The sequence below is a fragment of the Vreelandella sp. EE27 genome (genome assembly GCF_968206495.1).
The window spans coordinates 844,602-861,999 of sequence record NZ_OZ309109.1 but is presented as its reverse complement, the minus strand read 5'-3'; the positions used below and the strand labels follow the sequence as shown (position 1 = coordinate 861,999).

General features: G+C 59.5%; 14 protein-coding genes. 5 read left to right on the top strand and 9 right to left on the bottom strand.

Annotated elements, in window-relative coordinates; translation table 11 throughout:
• Positions 1 to 22 precede the first annotated feature (22 nt).
• The 5 genes from garD to ACWHVV_RS04070 all read right to left on the bottom strand — a co-directional run bounded on the left by garD (position 23) and on the right by ACWHVV_RS04070 (position 7,064).
• Entirely contained in the window at positions 23 to 1,591 is a 1,569-nt protein-coding gene (gene garD / locus ACWHVV_RS04090; RefSeq protein WP_447928208.1) for a galactarate dehydratase, read from the bottom strand.
• The gene (locus ACWHVV_RS04085; RefSeq protein WP_447928207.1) at positions 1,572 to 3,134 is read right to left on the bottom strand and encodes a tripartite tricarboxylate transporter permease; all 1,563 of its coding nucleotides are present in this window, start codon (positions 3,132 to 3,134) and stop codon (positions 1,572 to 1,574) included. The genes garD and ACWHVV_RS04085 overlap by 20 nt, the downstream gene beginning before the upstream one ends.
• Before the next feature lie 15 nt (positions 3,135 to 3,149).
• Entirely contained in the window at positions 3,150 to 3,584 is a 435-nt protein-coding gene (locus ACWHVV_RS04080; protein ID WP_447928206.1) for a tripartite tricarboxylate transporter TctB family protein, read from the bottom strand.
• Positions 3,585 to 3,720: 136 nt separating this feature from the next.
• Positions 3,721 to 4,776: an ABC transporter substrate-binding protein gene (locus tag ACWHVV_RS04075; protein ID WP_447928205.1), complete on the bottom strand. Its 1,056-nt coding sequence runs from the start codon at positions 4,774 to 4,776 to the stop codon at positions 3,721 to 3,723.
• Positions 4,777 to 5,351: 575 nt separating this feature from the next.
• Positions 5,352 to 7,064: a thiamine pyrophosphate-dependent enzyme gene (locus ACWHVV_RS04070; protein ID WP_447928204.1), complete on the bottom strand. Its 1,713-nt coding sequence runs from the start codon at positions 7,062 to 7,064 to the stop codon at positions 5,352 to 5,354.
• A gap of 224 nt (positions 7,065 to 7,288) precedes the next feature.
• On the opposite strand from ACWHVV_RS04070, the gene ACWHVV_RS04065 reads away from it, so the two are divergent.
• Both ACWHVV_RS04065 and ACWHVV_RS04060 read left to right on the top strand, forming a co-directional pair.
• The gene (locus tag ACWHVV_RS04065; RefSeq protein ID WP_447928203.1) at positions 7,289 to 7,429 is read left to right on the top strand and encodes a hypothetical protein; all 141 of its coding nucleotides are present in this window, start codon (positions 7,289 to 7,291) and stop codon (positions 7,427 to 7,429) included.
• 584 nt (positions 7,430 to 8,013) lie between these two features.
• Entirely contained in the window at positions 8,014 to 8,775 is a 762-nt protein-coding gene (locus ACWHVV_RS04060) for a M48 family metalloprotease (protein ID WP_447928202.1), read from the top strand.
• A gap of 95 nt (positions 8,776 to 8,870) precedes the next feature.
• On the opposite strand, the gene ACWHVV_RS04055 is transcribed toward ACWHVV_RS04060, so the two are convergent.
• Entirely contained in the window at positions 8,871 to 10,124 is a 1,254-nt protein-coding gene (locus ACWHVV_RS04055) for an NAD(P)/FAD-dependent oxidoreductase (protein WP_447928201.1), read from the bottom strand.
• Positions 10,125 to 10,212: 88 nt separating this feature from the next.
• On the opposite strand from ACWHVV_RS04055, the gene ltaE reads away from it, so the two are divergent.
• A complete protein-coding gene (gene ltaE / locus ACWHVV_RS04050) occupies positions 10,213 to 11,217 on the top strand; it encodes a low-specificity L-threonine aldolase (RefSeq protein ID WP_447928200.1) in 1,005 nt (334 codons plus the stop codon).
• Between the two features lie 6 nt (positions 11,218 to 11,223).
• Here ltaE and fhuB read toward each other — a convergent pair whose 3' ends face one another.
• Positions 11,224 to 13,203: a Fe(3+)-hydroxamate ABC transporter permease FhuB gene (gene fhuB / locus ACWHVV_RS04045; protein WP_447928199.1), complete on the bottom strand. Its 1,980-nt coding sequence runs from the start codon at positions 13,201 to 13,203 to the stop codon at positions 11,224 to 11,226.
• A 163-nt stretch (positions 13,204 to 13,366) separates the two neighbouring features.
• Here fhuB and ACWHVV_RS04040 point away from each other — a divergent pair, with 163 nt between their 5' ends.
• Together ACWHVV_RS04040 and fhuF are read left to right on the top strand one after the other, a co-directional pair.
• Positions 13,367 to 14,134, top strand: coding sequence for an ATP-binding cassette domain-containing protein (locus tag ACWHVV_RS04040; protein WP_447928198.1), 768 nt, complete (start codon positions 13,367 to 13,369; stop codon positions 14,132 to 14,134).
• A gap of 108 nt (positions 14,135 to 14,242) precedes the next feature.
• Positions 14,243 to 15,013: a siderophore-iron reductase FhuF gene (gene fhuF / locus ACWHVV_RS04035; RefSeq protein WP_447928197.1), complete on the top strand. Its 771-nt coding sequence runs from the start codon at positions 14,243 to 14,245 to the stop codon at positions 15,011 to 15,013.
• Here the strand turns inward: fhuF and ACWHVV_RS04030 are convergent.
• Both ACWHVV_RS04030 and ACWHVV_RS04025 read right to left on the bottom strand, forming a co-directional pair.
• The gene (locus ACWHVV_RS04030; protein WP_447928196.1) at positions 15,010 to 16,674 is read right to left on the bottom strand and encodes a multidrug ABC transporter permease/ATP-binding protein; all 1,665 of its coding nucleotides are present in this window, start codon (positions 16,672 to 16,674) and stop codon (positions 15,010 to 15,012) included. The genes fhuF and ACWHVV_RS04030 overlap by 4 nt on opposite strands.
• Before the next feature lie 155 nt (positions 16,675 to 16,829).
• On the bottom strand, positions 16,830 to 17,387 hold the full coding sequence (locus ACWHVV_RS04025) for a cytochrome b (protein WP_447928195.1): 558 nt from the start codon (positions 17,385 to 17,387) through the stop codon (positions 16,830 to 16,832).
• Positions 17,388 to 17,398 lie beyond the last annotated feature (11 nt).

Genomic DNA, 17,398 nt, shown 5'->3' with positions numbered 1-17,398 from the left:
GTTAAATGTATCGATGCGCTATCTAGGTGACCGGGGCCGGGTTAAACAGTACCAGGTCGTTGTGGATGCCCAGCTTATCTGCCGAGGCCTGTTTCCGGCCGCTGGCCACATCCAGAATTAGATGAAAAAGCTCCCAGCCGACATCCTCGATACTGACCTCGCCGGTGGCGATACGCCCCGCATCCAGATCGATGATGTCGTGCCACCGGCTTGCCAGGTGCGAGTTGGTCGCCACCTTGAGCACCGGCACCATGGCGAGCCCATAAGGGGTGCCCCGCCCGGTGGTGAACACCTGCAGGTTCATACCCGCGGCCAACTGTAATGTGCCGCAGATAAAGTCGCTGGCCGGCGTTGCCGCAAAGGTCAGCCCTTTTCGCCGCAGCCGCTCCCCCGGGCCAATCACGTCGACGATGGGCGAGTTACCGGACTTGATCACCGAGCCCAACGCCTTTTCGACCACGTTGCTCAAGCCGCCCTTCTTGTTACCCGGCGACGGGTTGGCGCTACGATCGGCCTGGCCCTGTAGCAGGTAGTCATCGTACCAGGCCATCTGATCGATCAGCGCCTGGCCAACGGCTTTATCGATCGCCCGGGGCGTTAGAAGATGAATGGCGTCGCGCACCTCGGTGACCTCGGAAAACATCACGCTGCCACCGGCACGCACGATCAAATCCGTGGCAAAGCCCACCGCCGGGTTGGCCGTCACCCCAGAAAAGGCGTCGCTGCCGCCACACTGCATGCCCACCACCAAATCTGATGCCGGGCAGGTTTCGCGGCGGCGCTTGTTCAAGCGCTCGAGGTGACGCTCGGCCATGGCGAGAATGCCATCCACCATCTCGCCAAACCCCTCAAAGCTTTCATCCTGAAGGCTCAAGACATTGGCCTCGGGGTCGGCAGCCTCGGTATTCTCGTAAATCCTTACCGGGCGGTCTTCAAGTAGCGTCGAGGGCTGAAGCTTTTCGCAGCCCAAGCCAATCACCATTATCTCGTTGCCGAAATTGGGGTTCAGCGCGATATTTTTCAGCGTGCGAATGGGCACGATGGCCGCCGGTGCGTTGATCGCAACGCCGCAGCCGTAGCTGTGATTGAGCCCGACCACATCGTCCACGTTGGAATAGCGCGGCAAAAGCTCGCGCTTGATACGCTCGACCACGTACTCAACGGTGCCCGCTACGCACTGCACGCTGGTGGTAATACCCAGTACGTTCTTGGTGCCCACGCTGCCATCCGGGTTACGAAACCCCTCGAAGGTATAGCCCTCGAGCGGCTCGGACGCCGGCGGCTCCCGCGTGGCCAAGGGTAGCTCGTCCAGGCCCGGGGCCGTGGGCAAGCGCACGTTGGTTTCATTGACGTGGCCGCCGCGCTCGATTGCCACCACCGCCGTGCCGATCACCTCGTTGTAGCGAATGACCGGGCTGTCCTGCGCAATCGCTTTTAGCGCCACCTTGTGGCCCTGAGGGATCGGCATCGTCGTCGTGCACTCGTCGTTGATACTGACGCCTTCGGCCAGCCCCCCGTGTTCGATCACGATAGCGACATTGTCGTTGGGATGAACCTGAATGACGCGGGAATTAGTCGTTAGTTGAGTCATGCGGCTTTCCTGAATCGGTGGTCGAACGGCCTGGCATCTGGCTAAGCTCCATCTTCTGCCGGGCTCGCGACTTGAACCCCATGGCGATGGCGAAGACCACGGACGCGGCAATCAGCGCCCAAAGCACCATCGCAATCGGGCTTTTGGTAAAGAAGATGCTATAGGTGCCGAAGGATTCGAGGCTTTTGACGAAATAGACCTCCGCCTGGCTGCCCAGAATGAACCCGATGATCAGCGGCGCGACTTCGAGGCCGATTTTTTGAATCAAGTAGCCCAACACGCCAAAGATCAGCAGTGTCCAGACATCGAACATGATGCCGTAGTTGATGGCATACGCCCCGACCACACACATCATCACGATGAGCGGGTAAAGAATATGCTTGGGCACCATGACCACCTTGGCGATATGCTTGATGGCAAAGAACATCAAGAAAAACATCACGAAGTTGGCCAACACCAGTGCGACCATCATGACGTACCAGGTGTCGTGGTTTTCCGGAATGAATAGTGGCCCTACCTGAATCCCCTGCAGCGTAAAGGCGCCGATCAAAACGGCAGTGGTCGAGTCGCCTGGAATACCCAGCGACAGAAGCGGAATGAGCGCACCGCCGGTTAACGCATTGTTCGCCGATTCCGAAGAAATCAGGCCCTGGGGCGCCCCTTTACCCATTTGCGAAGAGTCCCGCGCCAGGTTCTTTTCCTGGGTATAAGCAAGGACCGAAGCAGCACTCCCCCCAACGCCTGGCAGCATGCCCACGAAAGTGCCGATAAACGAGGAGCGCGTGAGGTTGGTCAAACTGCCCTTGAACACCGACAGCGAAAAAGCGCTCTCCTTGCCAATCTTGACGCGCTCGCCGGCAACGTCCCGCTTAACGCCTTTTTCGGCTTCAAGCAAAATGGTCGACACCCCGAAAATACCGATGAGTACCGGCAGTAACGAGAAGCCCTCGAACAGGTACGGCTCCATGAAATCGAGCATCAGCCGGGTATGGCCGTTGCCGCCGTCCGAGATACTGTAATCGCCGATCAGGCTCAACCAGACGCCGATCACGCCGCTGAAGATGCCCACCAACATACTGTTGGAAAGCGAGGCAATCACGGAGAGCGCCAGCAAGATGATCAGAAACTTCTCCACGTAGGAGAATTTGATCGAGAAATCCGCAAGCAAAGGCGCAAACAAAAAGAGCACCGCGGCGCTCACCAATCCACCTACCAGCGAGGCAATCACGCAGATACGCAGCGCTTTTTCGCCTTCGCCTTTTTGAGCCATGGGGTAGCCGTCAAAGGTCGTGGTAATCGATGAGGGCGTGCCGGGTATATTCAAAAGCACCGCCGGCACCATCCCGCCGGATATACCGCCAACATAAAGCCCCAGCAGCAGCGCTAAGCCGTGGTTCAAGCCCAGCGCGTAGGTCAGCGGTAGACAGACGGCCACGGCCATGGTCGCCGTCATGCCGGGGATCGCCCCAAAAATGATACCGACCAGGGTGCCAAAGCCAACGAGTAAAAAGAAAGAGAAATCGAGGAACGAGAGAAATTCCATGGCGCTACCTTCGGGTCACGGCAAGGTGATAGTAAAGAGCTTGGCGAGTACGAACCAAACCAGCGTAGGCGCGACGACGGCATTGACGGCGACGATGAGGAGGGCTTTTTTGGTCCACTTATGCAGATAAAGCAGCGACATGAGCAGCACGAACGCCATCGAGACGAACAGGAAGCCGTAGCCTGTATACGGAAACAGGTTGCCGACCACGTCCATCAGGTAGAAATAGGCGATGATCAACGCGAAGGTGCCAAAAAATCGCCCGTTATCCCGCGACTCACCAAGGATGGGCAGCGTACGCTCCCCGCGCTTGACCGCCGCCATGAAGGGCACCACTCGAGTCACCAGGATCACGGCAAACAGGATGCCCAAAATCCAGTGAACGAGAGTGGGAAAATATAAGTGCGATGTTTCGAAATCGATCGAAACACTCAACAGATCTGACGCCATATCTGCTCCAGACGTATGAACTCGGCGCACACACTGACAGCGGCGGTGGGCGCGTCGATGTGCTTGCCCCGGGAAAGGAAAGGAGAAGCTGACGGCAGCCCGCCGCCAGCGCCTGACCGCTTAGTTGACGTTATTCTTAATTGATATTGCTGATGATCTCTTCGTAGCGGGTCATTTTCTCTTGCAGGTACTCCGACGCCTCTGCAGAGGGCTTGAAGTCGGGGATGAAGAACGCATCGAGCTGTGCCTGTTGAATGTCGCCTTCGTCATAGATCTCGGCGAGCGCCTCGTCGATCTGGTCGATGATGCCTTGATCCATGTCCTTGTTGTAAAGGAAGAAGAACTCTTTATCGAAGGTAAAGCTCTGGTCATCGCCCATGGTGACGTTCACGTTGGGTTCGACGTATTCAAGGAGCTGCTCGCGGGTGGTTTGACCAAGCCCCTCTTCCGGCGCCTGTTCGATCGTATCCTGGCGCGCCGTCAGCCAGATGAAGCGCATGGCTTTCTGGTCGCTCTCGGGCAAGCGCGTGTACTGCTCGTTGGCCTGAACGCTGCCGTTGATGACATCGGCCTGGCCGTCGAACAGTTGCTGGTTCTTGTCGGACTGGGAGCCGGTATTGATCGCGACCAGGTTCTCTTCCTGACCCGGATGTTCGATGGCGATCGCGTTCTTGAGCGCGCTGTAGCCGATCTCGGAGACGCCGCCGGGTTGAATGGAGACGCGAACGGTTTCACCACTGCCCACCGCTTCGATGATGTCATCAATCGTCTGGTAAGGTGAATCCGTGGGCACCAGGTAGGCGTTGCCGGGGTTGATGGCGATGGTCGGCCCGATGGTGTACTTCTCGAAAATATCGTCGTACCCCTGTACGCCATACAGGTAGCCAAGGTAAGACTGATCATGAAAGATCATCAGGGTGTTGCCCCGAGAGTCCCTATCCAGGGTGCGAAACGCCGAGCTTGCGCCGACCGCATCCACCTTCATGTTCACGCCAAGGTGCTCGGCCAAACGGTCTACCACAATGCTTGCATTTTGGTAGGTATCGCCACCGGTCGAGGTCGAACCGATCACGACGCGCACGTTGCCTCGAAGCTCGGCGTCCTGGGCCATGGCAAAGCCAACATTGAGGGTAAGACCCACCATGGCCGCGGCCACGCTTGCACGCATGAATGTCTTTTTGGATAGCAACATAAGCTTACCTTTTGCGTTGATTGTTGGTTTTCTACGCTTTGAAGGCCGTTACGTTTTGTTTAGCGACACTTCAAGGCTTCAGCCGATCATTGGGCGCACTCGATGTACCATTCAAGGCATGAATAATAATACATCATACAAATGGAAGGTTATGGATAAGCGCGGGGTACGGCAAGCTAAAACCACTAAAGCAAGACCAAAGTTTAAACGGGCAAAGAAACCTTTCTACATTAGGCCACGCTTTTAAATTTATACAAATGTAAAAGGTACTTTGTGAAAAAAACAAGGCAGGTCAAGGGGAAAGCGCTGAATCTATCCAATACTTAATTTGATAAGGGCTAAAGCGGTAGCTTCTGGGAGACACCTATAGGCTTACCGCTGACCTCCCCTTTAAGCGTCGGTATGCTGTGGCCCAATAACCAACACTTTGGCAACGCAAAAGCCCCGTAAAAACCTTCCAGTCGAAAATTAGAGAGCATGCGCAGCCGCAACGTTTTATCGTTTGATTAGGTGTTTTAAGGCGTGGTCAGCCCGGTGGTCACCTTGCGCGCACCGGGCTGAGCGCATCTTTTAGACTAGCGTTTCAAAAAGTTGCTCTTCACCAGATGCACGACCTCGTCCATGCGCCCGCTCAGCACGGCCTTGGCCGAGTAAAGCGCGGTCGCGCCCACCTGCCCCGCCGCTACCTTGGGCGGCATGACCAGCTCCATCGGGTTGGTCATGACATCCAAAAGCGCGGGGCCGGGCTGGTTGAGCCACTCGGTGATCGCGCCCTCCAGCTCGTCCTCGCGCTCCACGCGTTTACCCCAAAGCCCAATGGCGCTGGCCACTTCGCCAAAGTTGGGGTTTTGAAGCTCGGTGTAGGCGTCCAGCATTCCCTCGACCTTCTGCTCCAGTTCGACGAAACTCAGCGACTGGTTGTTGTAGACCACGATCTTGAGCGGGATTTTGCGCTGGACCAGCGTCAGCAAGTCGCCCATCAGCATCGAAAGGCCGCCGTCGCCACACATGGCGATGACCTGGCGATCCGGATAGGCCAGTTGAATCCCCAGCGCCTGCGGATAGGCATTGGCCATGGTGCCGTGTTGTAAACTGGAGAGCGTGCGCCGCTCTTTTGAAGTATGGATGTGGCGCAACATCCAAACGTTCACACTGCCCGTATCGGCAGTGAACATCGCATTCTCATCGCTTAAGCGGTCGATGGCCAGGGTCAGCTCTTGCGGGTGAACCGTCTTATTGTCCTTGGTGTCGTGGGCCGACTTCTCGAGAGACTTCTTGTAGCGCTTCAAGCACTTGTCGAGCCATGCGGAATGACTATTGGGCTGAACGGTCTGGTTCAGCGCCTCGCAGGTTTCGGCAATACTGCCAACGATGCCGACATCCACCGGGTAGCGCTTGCCGATCTGGGTGGGCTCGTGATCGACCTGAATGATGCGCGCGCCTTCCGGATAGAACTGGGCGAAGGCGAAGCTGCACCCGAGCAGCAGCAGCGTGTCGCACTCCGCCACCGCGTGATAGCCCCCTTCCAGGCCATACACACCGGTCATTCCGACCTGGTAGGGGTTGTCGTACTCGATGTAGTTCTTGGCCCGGGAGGTCCAGGCGATGGGGGCTTGAAGCTTTTCGGCCAATGCGATGACCTGCTCGCGGGCGTCCTCGCAGCCGGCGCCGGCAAAGATCGTGATCTTGCCGCCTTTATTGAGCTCTTGAACGGCGGGCACGAGCGCCTCGGCGCTGGGGCGAATCGAGTAGTCGAAGGTGTGCGTTTTAAAGCTCAATTCGCCGGCGGGCTGTTGCGTCATGACGTCGCCGGGAACGATTAGCACCGCTACGCCGCGCTTACTAATGGCCGCCTGCGCAGCCATGGCCGCCATGCGCCCGGCCTGTTCGGCGGACACCACGGTTTCGCAGAACACGCTGCACTGCTTGAAGATGTGGGATTGATCCACTTCCTGGGGGAACTGGCTGCCGATTTCGCCCAGCGCAATGTGGCTTGCGATCAGCACCACCGGCGCATTGTTGCGGTGGGCGTCGAAAAGCCCATTGACGAAGTGCAGGCTGCCCGGCCCGCAGGAGCCGGCACAAAGCGCGAGCTCGCCGGTCATGTACGCCTCGCCGCCAGCGGCAAAGCCCCCCACTTCCTCATGGCGCACGCCGATCCACTCGATGTCGCTTTGTCGAAGCGCGTCGGTGAAGTGGTTGAGCGAGTCCCCCACGACGCCGTAACAGCGCTTGGCACCGGCGTTTTGCAGCGTATTGACCAGTATCTCGGCGACATTCGAACTCATGGACGACTCCCTTCGCAGCGTTGATGTGATCTCTTAGCTTAGCCCTGAACCGGGGTTTTGCCGAACGCACGGACGTTCTCTTTATGCTGCAATGCAACAAAGCTGCTATACTAGGGGTCAATGACCACGGTTAGGGGTCCAAAACCGCGGTGACGTTGGCTTGCACTGATTCAGTGCCGGCTTTTAGGGCAAAGCCTGGTGGTATAACCTGCAGAGGATTCAACATGAGCTTATCGACATCCGGTGCTTGCCTTGATCAGGAAGTACTCGCCTTTTGGCAAGCACAGGCAGTCTGGCAGTACGCCGCCAGCGAAGGGATTGCCGAATATACCGACCAATTAAGCAGCTCCAACGGGTTGGGCTAGGACTCGATTGTCATACCACGTCCTGCTTTTCCCGTTGCTTCGGCAATAGGTCGTGACGCATTGGCGTTAAAGCAAGAAACTTCATTAAAGAAACTTTATTAAAGAAGCTTCGCTAAACCGTTAGCGCAATGTGCGACGCCTTGTAAGCATTTTCTTACAAGGCGTCTTCTTTTGTCTCTGTTTTTATAACCAGCCTTATAGACCGCCAAAGCGATACGGGCACTGTTTGTTCATTGACACCCTACACTTGAATACATGAAAGCACTTGGCCGGTCATTCAAGGAAATAAAAAATTTATATTTTACAATAATTTATATAAATAACTGGCTCAAATACCGATAAAAGCGCCGATATAGCGCCTCTTTTACCAAACCTGCTAAAGCCCTCACTCCATGGTTGACCTGCTCTCTTTAGTCGCCTTCCTGGCGCTTTCTCATAAAAAACCATAAAGCTTCAATAGCGGCTTAGCGCGTTTTTAAAATGGGTGGTCCTCCTATACATTCTCGGTTAACATTAGTTAGCCTCGAACAGGCTTTACTAATTCAAAAAGTGTTTAAACAAGCTCATTCATTAAGGAACTGACAATGCAGACCCCGTTTTTAGGATCGAAAACCCGCTACGCATTAACCTTGAGCGCCGTATTGGCGATGAGCGGCTGTCAATCTGGCGCAGACCTGGGGGGCCTGATGTCAGCGGGCACCAATATGGCCGGCGCCGCCATGATGTCCGATCAGCAAATCCAACAGATCGGCGATCAAACCATTGCCCAGCTGGACGCCGAAAGTCAGTTGGTGGACACCAATAGTCAATACGCTACCCGCCTGCAGCGCTTGACCCAAGGCTGGGAAGAAGTGGAAGGCCACCAGTTAGACTTCAACGTTTATCAGCAGTCCGAAATGAACGCTTTCGCAGTGCCGAACGGCTCTATCCGCCTCTATAGCGGGCTGATGGATGAAATGAACGATGACGAAGTTCGCTACGTCATCGCCCACGAGATCGGCCACGTCGCACTGGGTCATTCCAAAAAAGCCTTCCAGGTGGCCTACGCCGCCTCTGCTGCCCGTGAAGCCGCCATTTCAAGCGGTAGCTCTACCGCAGCGGTACTTTCCTCCTCGGAGCTTGGTGATCTGGGCGAAGAACTCATCAATGCCCAGTTCTCGCAAAGCCAGGAGAACGAAGCCGACGATTACGCCCTGCAAATGCTGCAGAGCCAAAACCTGAATGCCGAGGCATCGGTCTCCGCGCTGCGCAAAATGGAAGCGCAATACGGTAATAACAGCAGCTTCTTCTCCAGCCACCCGGCGCCGGGTGATCGGGCCAGCCGGCTATCCAACTCGCTCAATTAATCGCCCCGCCCAAGGCGTCTACCCGTCATTCGGGTAGACGCCTTTTCACGCCTCGTCACGTTTTCATGCTCGGTAAAGCCCATGCGAGCCGCTTCTCATGCGTGAGAGGGTACGGGGTCGTGTTCATCAGCAGGCTCGCTTAACCGCCGCTCGAAAGAAAAGAAGGCGGCCAGCGGGTGGGTGGTCCCCTCGATCAGAGCGCGCAGCAGCGGTGCGCCCATCATCGAATAGGTGATACCGTTGCCGCCGTAGGCCAGCGCGAAATGCACGTGCGGCCCCCAGCGTTCGACGGGGCCAAAATACGGCAGCCCGTCGTCGGTCTCGGCGAACGTGCCGGCCCAGCAGAAGGTCGGGTTGATCGCAAGCCCAGGCCAAAGCGACTCGACCTTGCGGGCGAGCCCATGGGCTTTTTCCATCACGCGTTCGTCGCGGCGCTTGGGCACGTCGTTGTCGTCGTCATCACCGCCGACCAAAAGCCGCCCTTCATCGGTGGAACGCATATAGAGATAGGGCCTGGCAGACTCCCACACCAGGGTATGGCGAAGCTTGCCCAGCACCTGTGGCGCAATGGGGTCGGTCACGAAGGCGTAGCTGCTGCGGTTTTTCGCCACCGGTTTGTCGAGCCAGCGCTGTGATTCGTAGCCCGCCGCTATAATCACCTTTTTAGCGCGCACCCGGGCAGCATTTTTCAAGGTAACCACCACCCCCTGCTCATCGGGCGAAAGACTCGCCACTTCGGTACGATCGAACACCTCGCCGCCCTGGCGTTGGACACGCTCGAAAAGCCGGTACGCCATCAGGTAAGGGTCCAGGCTCGCAGCGAGCTTCGAAAGAATCGCGCAGGGCGCATCGATAGCGTAGCGCTCATAAAGCGCCTCGCGATCCAGCCACTCCATGTCGAAGCCGTGCTTGTCACGCAGCGCGTACTCGGCCTTCAAGGCGTCGACATCGTCTTCGCTCGAGGCGTAGTAGAGACTTTCCTGGCGCTCGAAGGAGACCTTGCCAAGCTCACCGGCCAGCCGCTCGAGCGATAAAATCGCCTCGCCGCAGCCTTGATAGGCCATCACCGCATGGGGCTCGTCATACCGTTTGGCAAGCTCCACCATGTGGGTATCGATTTCATACTGCAAAAGCGCGGTGCTCGCCGCGGAGCTGCCCCAGCCGATATCGCGACGCTCGAAGACGACCACGTGGTGGCCGTGCTGGCTAAGCTCATCGGCGATCAGCGCGCCGGTAATGCCACCGCCGATGACAACGACGTCGCAGGTATGGTCGTGGTCTAGTTGGGGAAAGGAAACAAGCAGGCCATTTTTTACCGCCCAGAACGGATAACCGCTTTTAAGATCCATTTAATTGCCTTCTCAAGGTTGTCCTGTTAACCATAGTGTCTGGACAAAGAATTGTCCTTACGCCGCATGAAAAGTAGAGGAGCCTGGCATGATTGATTTACGAAGCGATACCGTCACGCGCCCGAGCAGCGCCATGCGCGAGGCGATGCTGGTCGCCCCGGTGGGCGACGACGTCTGGGGCGACGACCCCACCGTCAACGCCTTCCAGCGCCATCTTGCCCAGCGTACCGGCAAGGAGGCGGCCCTACTCTTCCCCAGCGGCACGCAGAGCAACCTGGTCGCCCTGATGGCCCACTGCGAGCGCGGCGACGAATACATCGTGGGACAGAATGCCCACACCTACCGCTATGAAGGCGGCGGCGCTGCGGTGCTGGGCAGCATTCAGCCCCAGCCCATCGAAAACGCGCCGGATGGCAGCTTGCCGCTGGAGAAAATAGCCGCTGCGGTCAAGGCCGACGATATCCACTTCGCGCGCACGCGCTTGTTGGCGCTCGAAAATACCATCGGCGGTAAGGTACTGCCTTTCGAGTACATTAAGCGCGCCACCGCGCTTGCCCGCGAACACGGCCTGGCCACCCACCTGGACGGCGCGCGTCTTTTCAACGCCGCGGTGGCAACAGACACCTCGCTCGAAACGCTTTGCGCGCCCTTCGATAGCGTGTCGCTGTGCTTTTCCAAAGGGCTGGGCGCGCCGATCGGCTCGGCGCTGGTCGGCTCCCACGCGCTGATCGATAAAGCCCGGCGCTGGCGTAAGGTGGTGGGCGGCGGTATGCGCCAGGCGGGCATCATTGCCGCCGCCTGCCAGCACGCCCTAGACCACCACCTGGCAGATTTGGCCGACGACCACCGCCGGGCCACACGCCTGGGCGAAGGGCTGGCCGCGCTGCCCGGCATTACGGTGACTTCACAAGCGACCAACATGGTGTTCGCCCAGGTCGACAAAGGGCATGTCGAGGGACTGGCCCGATGGCTCGAAGAACACGACATTTTGCTCGACCTGCTTTACGCCACCCGGTTTGTCGTACACCGCGATATTAATGACGACGATATCGGGCGCGTGCTCGAGGTGATGCAGGCGTATTTCGACCGCTAAGCCGGCCTACAGGCGGCGCAGCCCCCACATAAAGTAGGCGCCACCAATGAGCGAGGCGACCAGGCCCGCTGGAATGTCGTAGGGAAACATCACCTGGCGGCCGATCAAATCCGCCAGCACCATCAGCAGCATACCAATCAGCCCCGCGCCCAAAAGATGCCACCAGGCGCGGGAGAAACCGGCCAGGCGTGCCATATGCGGGGCCAAAAGCCCTATGAACGAAAGCGGGCCGACGACCAGGGTGGCGCAGGCGGTCAGCACCGCCACCAGTAACAGCAAGGCCAGCCGGGCCCGGTTCAAGCCGATGCCCAGCCCCCGCGCGGTGGCCGCCCCCAGCGGTAGAATATCCAGCCAACGGGTAAAGGGCAGCGCCAAGAGAAGCAGCCCGGCGGCGGCGGCCCCCACCAGCAGCGCGCTTTGAACATCCACGTAGTAGGTCGAACCGGCAAGCCAGGCGATTACCTGCTGGCCGCGCGGGTCACCACCAGCCAAAATCACGCCGCGCACCGCATCGAACAGAGCGCTGACCGCCACGCCGCTCAGCAGCAGGCGCTCGGGTAGAAAGCCGCTTCTCTTGTTGAGCACGACCAGAAGCGCCAGGGTCGCCAGCGCGCCTAACGTCCCCACCCCCACCAACTGGGCACTCCCCGGCGTGGGCAGCCAGTAGATGCCCAGAATCAGCGCAATGGCGCAGCCCCCACTGATACCCAACACCTCGGGGCTTGCCATGGGGTTGGCCGAAAGACGCTGCAAAAGAGTGCCCGCCACCGCCAGCATCAAACCGCTAGCCGCCGCGGCCATCACACGGGGCGCGCGCCACTCCATTACTGCCGCGTCGAAGGGCGACACCAGGTTGAGCCCGTGGCCGCTTTGGCCAACCGTTAACCCCAGCAAAGCCGCGCCCGCCAGCAAAAGCAGCAGCCAAAGGGCTCGCCGCCCGGGTGCCGAATGGCGAAGCATGGTCACCCCCGTGGCCTGCGGGGGCTGGTCGCTTTGCAGCTTCAAGCGCGGGATCAGCCAAAGCAGCAGCGGCGCGCCCAGGGCGCCCGTAATCGCCCCGGTCGGCAGCAGCGTGGCAAGCTGGCCGGAGAAGCGTTGCAGCAACAAGTCGGTGGTGGCGAGCAGCACCGCCCCCAGCACCACCGAGTAGAGCATGCGCGACCCCAGCCGCCGCGCCCCGGCCATGCGTACGATATTCGGCGCCGCCAAGCCGATAAAACCCACGATCCCCACTACACTGACCACGCTTGCGGTGATAAAAACGGCCAACCCCAGTCCGGTCAGGCGCAAATATTTAAGCGAAAGCCCGAGGCTTTTGGCGCTGGCGTCGTCGAGCTCCAACACCGCCAGCGGACGAATCAATAGCACGGCGGCCACCCCGCTCAGCAAAAGCCTGAGCGAGAGCGTGGCCACGCCCTCCCAGCCGTTTTGCGCCAGCGACCCCGCGCTCCAGATCAAAAGTCCCGCCAGGGTTTCGTGGTTGAACAGTAAAAGCGCGGTGGCTAGTGCCCCAAGGTAAAGGTTGACCACAAGCCCTGCCAGTACCACCACGACCGGCGCCAACCGGCGCTTCCAGGCAAGCCCGAACACCAGCGCCATGGCGGCCACTCCGCCGCCAAGCGCCACCCACTCGCGCCCGTAAGCCAAAAGCCCAGGGGCCAGCAGCGTCGCCATCATCAGGCCGAGATTGGCCCCCGAGGCGACGCCTAGGGTGGTGGGCGAGGCCAGCGGGTTCCGCAACACCTGCTGCATCAACACCCCGGCAAGGGCCAATGCGCCGCCGGCCAGCAGCGCCACCAAAAACCGCGGCCACCAGGTAAAATGAAGCAGCAGCGCCTCGGCGCTGGCAAAATCCGGGCTAAAAAGCCCACTTAGGCTGTCGGCAACGCCGCCCTGCTCCGCCAAGGCCAGCGCCAGCAGCAAAAGCAGCGGCAGGCCGAGCAGGACACAGGTGGTAAAGGGGGTGACGCGAAGTTTTAGTGACATGCCGACCCAACGCCTAAAAGAGCAGTCAATACAGGAGCAAGCGTTGTCATGGAGCAGCCCGGTCGGCAAGAAGTGAGAGAAAATAATTCAAGCGCAGGATTCTAAATGATAAGTATTAACACTACAATTGGACGATCAATTCGCCAAACCACGGGAGCCGCGCATGTTCGAGGTCTTGAACGCAAGCTTTACCATTGCCGGCAAGCCTTTGCTTCACGCCATCGAGCACACCTTCGAGCAGGGCAAAGTCGTCGGCCTGATCGGCCATAACGGCTCGGGTAAATCGACGCTGATCAAGCTGCTCGCGCAGCAGCAGCCGCTCACCGAAGGCGCCATCCACTTCGACCAGCGCCCGCTGTCCCAGTGGGGCCACCGCGAGTTCGCCCGTCAGGTGGCCTACCTGCCCCAACAGCTGCCCAGCGCGGAGAACCTGACCAGCCGCGAGCTGATCGGCTTTGGCCGCTACCCCTGGCACGGGCTTTTGGGCCGCCATACCCAAAAAGATAAAGCCGCGATCGAGCGCGCCATTCACCTGACCCATACCGAGGCCTTCGCTGACCGGCTGGTCGATACGCTCTCCGGCGGCGAGCGCCAGCGGGTGTGGCTTGCCATGCTGCTCGCCCAGGGCAGCCGGTTTTTGCTGCTGGACGAACCGCTGGCCGCGCTGGACATCGCCCATCAGGTCGAGGTGTTGGCGCTGGTGCGCAAGCTCTGCGACGAGCTCGATCTGGGCGTGATCATCGTACTGCACGATATCAACATGGCCTCGCGCTACTGTGACGAACTGATCGCGCTGCACAGCGGCCGTCTGCTGGCCCAGGGCACGCCCGGGGAGCTGATGCACGCGCCGACCCTGGAGGCGATTTACGGGTTGCCCATGCAGGTCATCGACCACCCCAGCGGCCACCACTCCATTGCCGTGGCCCAGTAAGTGGGTAAAGTGATCGGACTACGGGTTTAACTGATAACCATTATCGACTAATCTGGTCAACGTAGAACACGCCGGGGCACTGCCCCGCCCTGGATGAGGAAAGCGACGATGCCCCTGGCCCTACGCGAACCCGAACCCCGGCGCCCCGCCACCCTGGCCGAGTGCTACACCGACCGTTTGGCCCATTTGGCGCCGCCGCACATTGGCGGCGAGCCGCCACCGGGGGCAATAAAGGCCGCGCGCTGGCGCAACCCGGCGCTATTGGAGCAGGACATCGCGCAGTACGCCGCCCAGTTTCCCGGTGGCGACCGCCGCGCCATCGTCTCGCTTTGGTCGAAGTGGCTGTTCAGCACGTTGACCGTGCCCACCGTGGTCTCGCACCTGCTGCTCGACCGGGCACTGCCGGTTAGCCTGGACGAGGCTTACGTGCTACTCAACGCCCAGGGCTGCGCCCAGGGGCTCTGGCTTGCCCAGGGCGGCGAGCCGGTTACCACCCATGACCCGGCCAAGCGCTTTGCCGCGCTGATCGACGGCCACTGGGCGCCGCTGATCGAACGGCTATCCGCGCTTTCCGGCGCCGCCCCCCGGGTATTCTGGAGCAATGCCGGCGGCTACCTCGACTACTACGTCAATCTGTTGGCCGAGCACCCTTTCGTACGGCCAGGTGCTTTGAAGGACGCCCGGGCGCTTTTGGAATCGCGCACCCTCGACGGCCAACGCAACCCGCTCTACCAGCCGGTGAAAAGTTTCACGCCCAAGGGGTCGGATGAAGTGAAGCAAGTGCGTAAGCTTTGCTGCTTGCGCTACCTGCTGGACGAGTTCGAGGTGTGCAGCAACTGCCCGCTCGAGGGCTGCGACCGACGCGCCCGCAAGCGCTAGCCGCCGGGGCTGATCTGCGCCACGGCGTCCGCGCTTGCCTGCTGGCGCTGCTCTCCGGTTAGCTCGATCAACTCCCCCTTCGCCATTTCCAAAAGCCGGTCGGCGTGCACGAAGTAGCTGTCGTCGTGGCTGATCGCGAACACGGTTTTTCCCATCGCCTTTAGATGCGGCAACAGCTCACGGTAGAAAAGCCGCCGGAATTGCGGGTCCTGGTCCGCCGCCCACTCATCGAGCAGCAGCACATCGCGCTCTTCGGCAATAGCGAGCAGCAGCGCCAGGCGCTTTTTCTGGCCCTGGGAGAGGGTCGGGTTGGTGACGCGGTCATCCTGCCACGCAAGCTTTTGCGTCATCTGCAGCCGCTCGAGCCAGCGAGCCACCAGCGCCGGCTCAGCGGCACCGCCCCCCGGGCCCATTAGTTGGTCGAAGGCGTGGAAGTCGGTAAATACGCTGGCAAAGCGGGCGCGAAAGGCGTCCCACTCGGCGGCACCGATACGCTGGTCGTCGATTTGAATGTAGCCGCTTTGTGGGCGGTACAGCCCGGAAAGAAGCCGCGCCAGCGTCGACTTGCCGCTGCCGTTACCGCCAATCAGAAATACCTGCTCGCCGCGCTGAAGGGTCAAATTCAACGGCCCCACCTGAAAGGCGTTTTGCGCGCCCCCCTCGCCTTCGTAGCGGTAGACCACGTCGACCAGCTCGATACGCTGCCAGGTTTTGAGCGTATCCTCGACCTCGAAACCGGGCTGGTACTCGGTAAGCTCGAGGCTTTTGAGTTTATCGAACGCCACCTGGGCGCTGATCAGCGTGGGCCAGGCGCCAATGGCCTGAATCAAAGGGGTGCGCAGGAAAAGCAGCGTTAGCGCGAAGGTCGCCGCCGTGGCCTGGCCCGCCCACCCCAGCACGTTGGCCATGAAAAACACCACGCCGATCGCGCCGAGCATCATGATGTTCGACCAGTTATTGGCGCTTAAATGGTAGGTATCCGCGCGAATGATATGGTGGCGGTAGGTCCTGGCGTTCGCCGTGTAGGTGTCGTCGAAAAAGCGCTGCGCCCGCGCGCGGTTGAGCGCTAGTTCCTTGCGCCCTTCGATAGCGGTCTGGTAGTCCCGGTATAAAAGATCTTCGCTTTCGCGCACCAGATGAAAGTGGCGGTACACCTTGGACACCAGTAACCAGCCAATCCCCATGGTAGCCGCCATCCAGGCCACCGTTACCAGCACCATCTCCGGCGAAAGCCACGCAAGATACGCAACGCACGCCACGCTCATCACGATGCCCTGCACGAGTTCCGGCAGGCGTACGAAGCCAATGGTGATGTTGCGCACGTCGCTTGAAAGGCTCGCCAAAAGCGTGGCGCTACCGGCCCGCTCGAGGCGCTCGATATCGGTATCCAGCATGCGTTTCAAAAGCCGGGAGCGCAGGTTATAAACGAAGTAGTGACCCAATAGCGTGAGCGCGAGCTGGGTGGCCAGGGTAACCGCCAAAAGCAGCGTCAAAAGTCCCATGAAGGGCAGCAGTACGGAGAAGGTACTCTCAGAGGTGATCAAACGCTGGTTGATGAAGGCGATGACCCCCACCCCTAACCCGGCGCTTAGAAGGCTCAACCCCATGGCGCCAAGAAAGGCCCAGCGGTAGTGCGTAAAGACGACCCGCAACAACTCCATTAGAGACTCCCCCGTGGTGTAGGCCGCGAATTGTGACGCACTCACCCGCCAAGTCAATCAGCAAGTGATTGTCATTTTCACTTACCCATACCCGTTCGAGCCTTCAGGAAAAGATCAGCAGCGCCATACCCTCGCTCCCTTGAAGCCACCCTGGATCAGTCGAACAGGCTCATCCGCTTGGTGACGTTGTCGCGCTTGATACGCCAGTGGATCATCGCACCGCCCACGTGAAGTACCACCAGCACCAAAATGGCCCAGCCAAGCAGTTCGTGCCAGCCGAAAAGCGTTTGGGATAGCGCGGCGTTCTCACTGAAAAAACCGGGCAAGTGCCAGCTGAAAAACTCGATAGGGTAGCCGCCGGTGGCCGTTGCCGCCCAGCCGATCAGCGGCATTAGCACCAGCGCGATGTACAAAAGGTGATGTACGCTTTTACTGACGATGCGCTCGAACGCATTCAGGGGCGGGTCGTGGTCTGGCACTACGAAGGCAATGCGCGTGATGATACGCAGGGTCATCAGTAGCAAGATCGTCACGCCCAGGGTTTTATGCCCGGTGTACAGGAGGTTGGTGAAAGTCGTTCCCAAAAAATTGGCCGTCCGCTCGAAGCCCCAGGTGCCGAGCGTTAGTCCCGTGACCAATGACACCAGTACCGCCGCCGCCACCAGCCAGTGCAGCACCCGATGTGGGTAAATATAGTGATCCAGCTCGTGCATCGCTTGCTCCT